Raw genomic sequence first — 10,185 nt, 5'->3', positions numbered from 1 at the left:
GGGGGGGGGGAGCCGATGGTGTGACTCATCAGGCTGGCGCTGACGCCTCCGGCGCCCGCCCGCGCCAATTCCTGGCTCGCCACGATCTTCATGAACTGGTCGGCGGCGATCCCGCCATATTCCTCAGGGAATCCCAGCCCCAACAGACCGATCCCGGCCGCCTTGCGATAGAGCGCGCGGGGGAATTCGCCGGCCTCGTCCCACTCATGGGCGAACGGGGAGATCTCCTTCTCGACGAAGCGGCGCATCATGTCGCGGAAGGCATCGTGCTCGGCGGTATAGAACGGGCTCTTCATCGCAGTCTCGCCTCGCGGACGGATTCGTCTCGTTCACCATGGCCGGAACATCGGCGGCTCACTTGCGCAGAGTGGCTGACCGGCGAACCACTCTGGCGCAGGCCCCGGCCTAGCAACTCAACGCAAGACGATTTTGCCCCCTCGCGCGCCAACTCCAAATAAAAAAAGACGTCGATGCACCAACTCCGGCTGGCCCCAAGGCCATGCCGGGCATGGTGCACGGCAATAAGGATGCAGGCGGCACAAGACCGCCGAGGGAGGAATTCTTGGCCGTTCGTTACTACGACTGGATCGTTCATCATGGCCGCCGCACGCCTGACAAGGTTGCGGTGATCGACCTCGCGAGCGAGCGCCGCTTGACCTATGCGCAGCTTGACGCCCGAGTCTCGCGCCTCGCCTCTTTCCTGCGCCACACGCTGAACGTCGCACGCGGCGACCGTGTCGCGGTGCTGGCGCTGAACACGACCGATACGCTGGAGGTCCAGTTCGCCTGCGGCCGCCTCGGCGCGATCTTCGTGCCGCTGAACACCCGCCTCACCGTTCCCGAGCTTCAGTTCATCACCGGCGATTGCGCGCCGAAGGTGATGATCCACGACACCGATCTCGCCGAGACCGCGCTTGCCGTCGCAAAGCTGTGCGGCATCGCGACCAGCCTGCTGCTCGGACCCGGCGGGTCCTATGAGGCCGGCATCGCCGGCGCAAAGCCGCTCGAGGCGATCGAGCAGGTCACGCTCGATGACGTCTCGACCATCATGTACACGTCGGGCACGACAGGACATCCGAAGGGCGCGACCATCACCCATGGCATGACCTTCTGGAATTGCGTCAATCTCGGCGGTCCCGCCTGTATCGGACCGTCCTCGGTTCTGCTCACCGTGCTGCCGCTGTTCCACACCGGCGGGCTGAATTGCTACACCAATCCCGTGCTGCATGCCGGCGGCACCGTGATGATCATGCGCGCGTTCGATCCCGGTACCGCGCTCGGCCTGATCAACGATCCCGCACAGGGCATCAACGTGTTCTTCGGCGTGCCCGCGATCTACCAGTTCATGGCGCAACACCCCGCTTTCCCAACGACCGATCTCGGCCGGCTGATCGTCGGAGGCGTCGGCGGCGCGCCGATGCCGGTACCGCTCTTGAAAGTCTGGGAAGCGCGCGGCGTCGCGCTCCAGCAGGGTTACGGCATGACCGAGACCTCGCCGGCCGTGCTGGTGCTCGACCGCGAGGATGCGGCGCGCAAGGCCGGCTCCGCCGGCAAGCCCGTGCTGCACACCGAAGTGCGCATCGTGCGCCCCGACGGCAGCGATGCAGATGTCGGCGAGCTCGGTGAGCTCTGGGTCAAGGGGCCGAACATCACCCCGGGCTACTGGAACAGGCCGGAGGCGAACAAGACCTCCTTCACCGACGGCTGGCTGCACACCGGTGACGCGACGCGCGTCGACGAAGAGGGCTTCTACTACATCGTCGACCGCTGGAAGGACATGTACATCTCCGGCGGCGAGAACGTCTATCCGGCCGAGGTCGAGAACGTCCTGCACCAGCTCGCGGCCGTCGCCGAGGCCGCCGTGATCGGCATTTCCGATCCGCAATGGGGCGAAGTGGGCCTGGCCATCGTCGCGGTCAAGTCGGGCCAAAAGCTGACCGACGCCGATGTCTTCGCGCATTGCGCGGCCAATCTGGCGCGCTTCAAATGTCCACGCCAGATCCGCTTCGTCGACGCGCTGCCCCGCAACGCCACGGGCAAGATCCACAAGCCGACCTTGCGCAAGGAGTTCTCGGTGGCCTCCGAAGTCGACAGGAAAGTCGCCAACGCCTGACCCAAGCGCCCCTCGCGGGCGCTTTTTCTTTTTGAAGTGCCTGCCCTACCCAACAAGAAACCCCAAGGAATTTCCATGAAGAACAAGAAACTCGTCCTGCTCGCCGCGGCAACTGCCCTGACATTGCTCTCCACCCAGGGTGCTTTCGCGCAGAAGAAATACGACACCGGCGCCAGCGACACCGAGATCAAGATCGGCAATGTCGAGGCCTATTCCGGTCCCGCTTCCGCCTACGGCATCATCGGCAAGACCGAGGAGGCCTACTTCAAGATGGTCAACGATCAGGGCGGCATCAACGGCCGCAAGATCAACTGGATCTCTTATGATGACGGCTATTCGCCGCCCAAGACCGTGGAGCAGGTCCGCAAGCTGATCGAGAGCGACGAGGTGTTCCTGATCTTCAACGCGCTGGGCACCCCGACCCAGACCGCTGTGCAGAAATATCACAATGCCAAGAAGGTGCCGCAGCTGTTCCTCGCCACCGGCGCCAGCAAGTGGAACGACCCGAAGAATTTTCCCTGGACCATGGGCTTCCAGCCCAGCTACCGGGTCGAGGCCCAGATCTTCGCCAAGTACATTCTGAAGGAGAAGCCGGACGCGAAGGTCGCGATCTTCTATGCCAACGACGATTTCGGCAAGGACTACGTCGCCGGCATCAAGGACGTGTTCGGTGACAAGGCATCGAAGCTGATCGTGGCCGAAGAGAGCTACGAGACGTCGGAACCGTCGATCGACGCCCATATCGTCAAGCTCAAGGGCACCGGCGCCGATGTTTTCGTGAACATCGCCACCCCCAAATTCGCGGCGCAGGCCATCAAGAAGATCGCGGAGCTGGAATGGAAGCCGATGCATTTGATGACCGACGTCTCGGTGTCGATCGGCGCGGTAATGAAGCCAGCCGGCCTCGAGGCATCTGAAGGCGTGCTGTCGGCCGGCTATCTGAAGGACGCCTCCGATCCGCAGTGGAAGGACGACGAGGGCATGAAGAAGTTCATGACCTTCATCGACAAGTACATGCCCGGCGCGAACATTTCGGACGCCAATCTGGTTTACGCCTACGCCGCGGCCCAGACGATGGTGCAGGTGCTGAAGCAGTCGGGCGACAACCTGACCCGAGATAACGTGATGAAGCAGGCCGCCAGTCTCAAGGACTTCGTCCCCGACACGCTGATCCCGGGGATCAAGATCAACACCTCCGCCACGGACTTCGCGCCGATCGAGCAGCTCAAGATGTGGCGCTTCAAGAAGGGTCAGTGGGAACTGTTTGGCGATATCATCAGCGCCGAAACCGGAGGCTAGCTCGACGCCGGCCAACCTCGTCTGACCAAAGCGCGATGCGATCAGGATGAATCGTCATCGCGCTTCAGGTCGTTGTTTGAGCGTGGTCTTCTCGAAAAACCGCCAGGCACTTTTCCGGATCAGGCTCTAGGCTGAAATTGAAGCTCCGGCATCCTGGCTCACCTCGATGGATGCCACGGAAAGACCAAGGCGGCGGGAATCGCCAATCCCCCTCAACTCGGGGCAGGACCATGCCAGGATGGCGATGCCCGAGGGCGGCAGATCGAGGTCCATCGTATAGCTATCAGGGCCGATTGCGATCGCGGAGGCATCAACGTGCACGCCGTCGAGATAGAAATGCACACCGATCTCGCGCAGCGGCGCGCGCAAGGCGGGACTTCGGATCCGAACGGTGTTGCGGCCCGCGCCCCCCTGGATGCGAACGGCGGCCTGGGGCTCGCTCCAGCGGAAGGTGTGCCCCGCTGACGATTCGAGGGCATGGAATCCGACTTGCCCGAGAACGCGATCTCCCAGGAATTTCACCGCCGGCCCGGCATGGCCGCGAATGCGACGAATGCATTCGAGCCGCTGCAGATGGATCAGCGAGGCGATGTAGCGTCTCATCCATCGCGCGATCGCTTCGCTCGATCCGATCATCGTCAGCGCGCGCAGACCGAAATGCGATTGCAGGACGGCCAGGCGCGCGGCGAAGCGCGCCGGAAGATCGCCGCACAGAGCCAGTGCACCCCAATGCCAGAAGGCGCGCAGTTTTTCCCCTGGCGGCCTCCAGCCGCGGCCTGCAAAGCAGTAATGCAGGAGCGCATTCGACGCAGCGCGGGCGAGCGATACGTCGAATCCGGCCCATTCAACCCATTCGACTGGAACTTCGAGCAGCTCGCTGCCGGGCTCGCGGCGCGCCTCGCTGAGATATCGGATCTCGCCCTCGACGAAATCGAGCGTGAAGGTCTTGAGCTCGCCGATTTCGCCGATGTAATAATGATGGAAGCGCGCCTCCTCCAGATAACCGATGGCGTGACCTCTCGCGTGATAGGCCGCGGCCAGCACCCATTCGGCAAAATGGCCGAGCTCCTCGCGCAGGCCTCCGCATTCCCAATAGACGTCACGCCGCGTCACGAAGCACTGATCGAGCACCTTGCGCCAGGGATGCTGCTTCATGCCGAATTCGATGTCGGCCTGGTACATTGTGGCCTCGGCTTCCGAGAGCCTGTTATGGCAAATCGGCACCGAGCGGCAGGAGAAGGCGGCCCAGTCGGGATGCGCGTCGATCGCGCGGATGCACAGCTCGATTACTTCGGGCTCGGGCCAGCAATGCGACTCCGTGAAGAACAGATAACTGCCGCGGGCCTTGGCGGCGCCAAATGCGCAGAGCCCGATGTCGTGATCCGAAGCGGTGAATTCCAGGCGCGCCTGGTCGCAAGCCAGCACCTTCAGCTCCTCGCGCGCGGCGAAGTCCGGCGGCACCACCAGGATGATTTCGTAAAGCGATCTATCTGCGGTCTGCGACGTCCAACCGAGCCAGGACAGCTCCCATTGCCCGCGGTGATATTCGAGCGGGATGATGATGGAGAACAGCGGAGATTCGCCGATGCATGGGGCGCGCGCGTTCTGCATACCCCCTTATAGACGCAGGCAACGCCATTCCGGATTCTTTCTTGCGGACTATACCGACAGAAACAGTGCGAAGGATTCTTCCACCGTGCGGCGTAGATGCTTTCCGTACAACGCATGGTTGGCGTCGCCGGGCCCGACCCTGCCCAGCGACGGCCTCGGGACGTTCCGGAGCGGTACGTAGGCGATCGGCGCTGCGATCGGCGTGAGCTGTGAACCAGGCCCGGCGCGGAGCGTCGAGATGATGCCGTACATCTCGCCGGCGACCGTCGGCCGCGACACCGTGATCACGCGGTGCTGGCCGTGCTTGATGATGACGAGGTAGATGAAGCCTGACTGATGCGGGACGGCGACCTCGCCGGTATGCTCGTAGGCGGTATCGGTGCGATCGCCCTCCCGAAAGACCAGCGAAGACACCTTCGGCTCCCAGACGATCTCGGTGCGGTAAGCGAAGATCGCGTCCTTGTCGCCGAACGACGGCCGCAGCGTGATGTAGACGTCCTCGAGCCAGGTCACGGCGCGATGCGCATAGGAGCCAAGACTGTCGGGAGCGACATCGTTGGCGGCCTGAGGCGCCGCCACGACGGGGCCCTTGCGCAAGGAAACGCCCAGCGCCTGCTCCAGCCGGACCGTCGTCGCCAGCGTAAACGGCCGCCGGCCGCCGAGCACCTTCTCCAGCGTCGACAGGCTGAGCTTGGCCTGCTCGGCCAGCGTCTGCCGGGAGATCCGGCGTCTGGCGAGCTCCTCGCGAATGGTCTCGGCGATCTCGCGGCTCTGCTCGTCCGAAAGCTGCTTGTCGGTGAGTTTATCCTGCATCTGCATCGCTAACCCTGCTCCAGCACGGCCATTCTAGCAGGGCGGACAAATCAGCACAAAACCGCACATGGGCGCCCCACGGCGGCTTGCCCGGGCCGGCCGCGGCGGAACATGACCGATCATTCTGCTCGCGAAATCGGCCCCTCCCAGCGAATGCTCAGAGCCAGCAAACGTCCTTCCGGGAGCAGGCCAATGGACACCTACGACACAGCCGACAACGACGAGCACCCCATGTTGAAGGGGCTGATCAAGCTCGGATTGTTTCTTCTCGCGCAGGGCATCGCGGTGATGCTGATGGCCTTCGTGGCCCTGCTCGTCAGCTTCGGAACCAGTTGGTCGGCAACGACCGAGCAGGCCAGCCTGCTCCAGCCCGGCGACGCCAAGTCCGGCTCCCTCCTCCTGAAGGAGGATGGCGCCACCACCGAAGCGATCCGCCTCGGCACCGACGTCGACATCACGGTCTCGGGCCCGACGCTGCGCGCGCGCGTCACCCAAATCTTCCGCAACCCGACCAAGGACTGGGTCGAAGCAACCTATGTCTATCCGCTCGCGACCGGCGGCGCCGTCGATACGCTGAAGATGGTGGTCGGCGACCGCGTCATCGTCGGCGACATCAAGGAGCGCCAGCAGGCCCGCGTGATCTACGAAGAGGCACGCCGCACCGGTCAGAGGGCCGCGCTCACCGAGCAGGAGCGGCCGAACATCTTTACCAATTCGGTCGCCAATATCGGCCCCGGCGAAACCGTGCTGGTGCAGATCGAATATCAGGAGCCGGTGCATCAATCCGGCAACGAATATTCACTGCGTCTGCCGCTGGTGGTCGGACCGCGCTACAATCCGGCGCCGATCGTGCAGAGCGTCGACTTCCGCAAGGACGGATCGGGCTGGGGCGCGGCGACCTCGGACCCGGTACCGGACCGCGACCGCCTCTCGCCGCCTGTGCTCGATCCCGCCAGGAATGCACCGGTCAATCCGACCAGCATCACGGTGCGCCTGAAGGCCGGCTTCGCGCTCGGCGAGGTCAAGAGCCACCACCATAAGGTCAAGATCGAAAGTCCGGACAACATGGCGCGTGTCATCACGCTCGCCGACGGCGCCGTCCCGGCTGACCGCGATTTCGAGCTGACCTGGAAGGCCGCCGCCGAGAAGGCGCCATCGGTCGGCCTGTTCCGCGAACATGTCGGCGACGCCGACTACCTGCTCGCCTTCGTCACTCCGCCCAGCGCCGAACAGACGACACAAAAGCCATTGCCGCGTGAGGTCGTGTTCGTGATCGACAATTCGGGCTCGATGGGCGGCACGTCGATCGTCCAGGCCAAGGCGAGCCTCGCCTACGCTCTGTCCCGGCTCCAGCCGACCGACAGTTTCAACGTCATTCGCTTCGACGATACCATGGACATGCTGTTTCCAACCTCCGTGACGGCAGACGCTGCCCATGTCGGCGAGGCAACCTCGTTCGTGAGCGCGTTGCAGGCGCGCGGCGGCACCGAGATGGTGCCGGCAATGCGCGCCGCGCTGGCAGACAAGCTCGGCGACACCGGCATGGTTCGCCAGGTCGTTTTCCTGACCGACGGCGCAATCGGCAACGAACAGCAATTGTTCGAAACGATCACGGCGATGCGCGGCCGCTCGCGCGTCTTCATGGTCGGCATCGGCTCGGCGCCGAACACCTATCTGATGACCCGCGCCGCCGAGCTCGGCCGTGGTGCCTTCACCCATATCGGTTCCGTCGAGCAGGTGGAGGAGCGCATGCGCGGCTTGTTCGCCAAGCTGGAAAATCCGGCCGTCACCGGCCTCACCGCGAAATTCTCCGAGGCCAACGCCGACGTGACCCCGGCGATTATCCCGGACGTCTATCGCGGGGAGCCGCTGGTGCTGGCAGCAAAGCTCGACAAGCTCGCAGGCTCGCTCGAGATCAGGGGCCGCGTCGACGACCGTCCATGGTCAGTGACGCTGCCGCTGCAAAATGCCGCCGAAGGCAATGGCCTGTCAAAGCTCTGGGCCAAGCGCAAGATCGGCGATGCCGAAGTGGCGCGCGCCATGCGGGAGCTCGCGCCCGAGGAGGCCGACAAGGCGATCCTGGCGCTGGCGCTCGACCATCAGATCGTCACGCGCCTGACCAGCCTTGTCGCCGTCGACAAGACGCCGAGCCGGCCAGAAGGCGCGCCGCTCAAGCTCAGCGAATTGCCGATCAACCTGCCCGCCGGCTGGGATTTCGAGAAGGTGTTCGGCGAACGGCCGCAGGTCCCGGCACACTTGCGTGAACGCCATGCCGATGCGAGCACCTCACCCGCCGCGCGGCGTCCGACCCCCGCAGCGCCCGACGCGATCCGTCTGCCCAAGACAGCAACTTCAGCCGAGCTGAAGATGATCGCAGGCCTGGTCCTGATCGTGCTCGCCCTGATCCTGTTCGTGTTCAACCGGCGTCGGCTCTTGCTCACCGACGCCGCTTGAGAGAGGAGCCGCCCCGAACTCCTCTGTTAGCGCGCGCGGCTGCCCGTCCCATACCAACGGCCGCGCGCGTCTTTTTCCTGTCATTGCGAGGAGCGAAGCCACGAAGCAATCAGACTGCCGCCGTTCAGACAATCTGGATTGCTTCGCAATGACGAGAGTAGATGTCATGCCCCGCCTCTCATCTCCCCTGGTTCTGGCACTGATCGGCCTCATCCTGTTCGGCGACGGCGCCTACATCCATGCCAAGGCGTGGCTGGCGCAGGTGCTGCTGGAGCGCGCGTTCGACAAGAGCCTTGCGACGGGCGAGGTGATCAAACCATGGGCATGGGCCGATACCTGGCCGGTCGCGCGGATCGAGGTGAAGCGGATAGGCGCCAGCGCGATCGTGCTGGAAGGTACGAGCGGCCAGGCGCTTGCCTTCGGGCCGGGCCATATCAGCCGAACGGCTGATGCGGGCGAGCGCGGTGTTGCCGTATACGCAGCGCATCGTGACACACATTTCCGTTTCTTGCGGAATGTTGCCGTCGGAGACATCGTTGAGATCACCCGCCGTGACGGCAGGCATTTTCGCTATCGGGCGGATTCTTCGGCCGTTGTCCGTTTCGACGCGTCGGGCATCGATCCCTCGACGCAGGGTGTGGAACTTGTGCTCACGACCTGCTGGCCGTTCGACGCCGTTACGTCCGGGCCGGAGCGCTATGTCATGCATGCCACCTTGATCGAAGCGCGTGAATAGCGGTTCGCAATCGGCCCGTCCGGGAACGATCGAGCCCTCTCAAATCGCGCCGGACACGCCGGTCCATCGCGTTTGACGCGACCGTGAACTGGCGCCGTCGACCAGAGACCTGTAAGAAGGTCCCATTGATTATTATACGTTGTAATTTGCGAAAGCTCGATAGATGGACGACGAGTTCAGGCAGCGCCTCGAACAGCGAATGGAGCAGCTCGAAAATCGCGTCGCGCTGCTCGAAAGGAATCAGGATCTCATCGCCGCCGGGCAAAGGCGATCCTCGCTCCGGAGCCTCTGGCGGCGTCCGCCGATGTGGACTTTCGAGCAATATCCTCCGCGCCTGCTCAACCTGACGGCCTTCCCGCCGGCACCCTCGATCCACGAAAATGCACCGCGGATCGCGATGGTCACGCCGAGCTACAACCAGGCGCAATATCTCGGCGCCACGATCGACAGCATCGTGAGCCAGAACTATCCGAACCTGTATTACCACGTGCAGGACGGCGCCTCGATCGACGGCACGGCTGATCTCCTGAAGGGCCGCGGCGAGAGCATCAGCTGGAGGAGCGAACCTGACAGCGGACAATCGAACGCCATCAATCTCGGCTTCGCCGGCGTCGACAGCGAGATCATGGCCTATCTCAACAGCGACGACATGCTGCTGCCGGGGACGCTGGCCTATGTTGCCAACTACTTCACATCGCATCCGCATGTCGACATCGTCTATGGCCATCGCGTCTTCGTCGATCGCGAGGGACTCGAGGTCGGCCGTGCCGTGCTGCCGCCCCATGACGGGCGCGCGCTGCAATATGCCGACTATATCCCGCAGGAGACGATGTTCTGGCGCAGGCGCGTGTGGGACAGAGTCGGTCCGATCGACGAGAGCTTCCACTACGCGATGGATTGGGACTTCATCCTGCGGGCACAGGCCGCGGGATTCAAATTCGTGCGCCTGCCGCGATTTCTCGCCTGCTTCCGAATCCATGATGCCCAGAAGACGGCATCGACCTACGCGATCGGCGTCCGGGAGATGGGCATCTTGAGGCGCCGCGCTCTCGGCTTCGATCCGACACAGATACAGATTCGCCGCGCCATCGCCCCCTATCTCGCGAGGCAGGTCGTCTTTCACTACGCCCACAAGCTGAGCCTGCTGGGGTACTGAGCG

The 10,185-nt window shown here is 63.8% G+C and carries 8 protein-coding genes; 5 read left to right on the top strand and 3 right to left on the bottom strand.

What is annotated here, in order from left to right; all coding sequences use genetic code 11:
- The coding region (locus tag IC66_RS0125405) for an acyl-CoA dehydrogenase family protein (protein WP_038949536.1) at positions 1-296 on the bottom strand (296 nt) is incomplete at its 3' end.
- Positions 297-562: 266 nt separating this feature from the next.
- Here IC66_RS0125405 and IC66_RS0125400 point away from each other — a divergent pair.
- Positions 563-2,113, top strand: coding sequence for an acyl-CoA synthetase (locus tag IC66_RS0125400; RefSeq protein WP_038949535.1), 1,551 nt, complete (start codon positions 563-565; stop codon positions 2,111-2,113).
- 75 nt (positions 2,114-2,188) lie between these two features.
- Positions 2,189-3,412, top strand: coding sequence for an ABC transporter substrate-binding protein (locus tag IC66_RS0125395; protein ID WP_028139675.1), 1,224 nt, complete (start codon positions 2,189-2,191; stop codon positions 3,410-3,412).
- Between the two features lie 126 nt (positions 3,413-3,538).
- On the opposite strand, the gene IC66_RS0125390 is transcribed toward IC66_RS0125395, so the two are convergent.
- A complete protein-coding gene (locus tag IC66_RS0125390; protein ID WP_038949534.1) occupies positions 3,539-5,023 on the bottom strand; it encodes a glycosyltransferase family 2 protein in 1,485 nt (494 codons plus the stop codon).
- Between the two features lie 48 nt (positions 5,024-5,071).
- A complete protein-coding gene (locus IC66_RS0125385) occupies positions 5,072-5,842 on the bottom strand; it encodes a helix-turn-helix domain-containing protein (RefSeq protein WP_028139673.1) in 771 nt (256 codons plus the stop codon).
- Between the two features lie 186 nt (positions 5,843-6,028).
- Between IC66_RS0125385 and IC66_RS0125380 the strand changes: the two genes are divergently transcribed.
- The 3 genes from IC66_RS0125380 to IC66_RS0125370 all read left to right on the top strand — a co-directional run bounded on the left by IC66_RS0125380 (position 6,029) and on the right by IC66_RS0125370 (position 10,182).
- Positions 6,029-8,290, top strand: coding sequence for a marine proteobacterial sortase target protein (locus IC66_RS0125380; RefSeq protein ID WP_038949533.1), 2,262 nt, complete (start codon positions 6,029-6,031; stop codon positions 8,288-8,290).
- Between the two features lie 166 nt (positions 8,291-8,456).
- The gene (locus IC66_RS0125375) at positions 8,457-9,026 is read left to right on the top strand and encodes a class GN sortase (protein ID WP_038949532.1); all 570 of its coding nucleotides are present in this window, start codon (positions 8,457-8,459) and stop codon (positions 9,024-9,026) included.
- A gap of 163 nt (positions 9,027-9,189) precedes the next feature.
- Positions 9,190-10,182 (top strand): glycosyltransferase, encoded by a 993-nt coding sequence (locus IC66_RS0125370; RefSeq protein WP_028139670.1) that lies wholly within the window; start codon positions 9,190-9,192, stop codon positions 10,180-10,182.
- Positions 10,183-10,185 lie beyond the last annotated feature (3 nt).

The organism is Bradyrhizobium genomosp. III (assembly GCF_000261705.1).
Taxonomy (GTDB): Bacteria; Pseudomonadota; Alphaproteobacteria; order Rhizobiales; family Xanthobacteraceae; genus Bradyrhizobium; species Bradyrhizobium ottawaense.
This window is presented reverse-complemented; position numbering and strand designations above follow the sequence as displayed.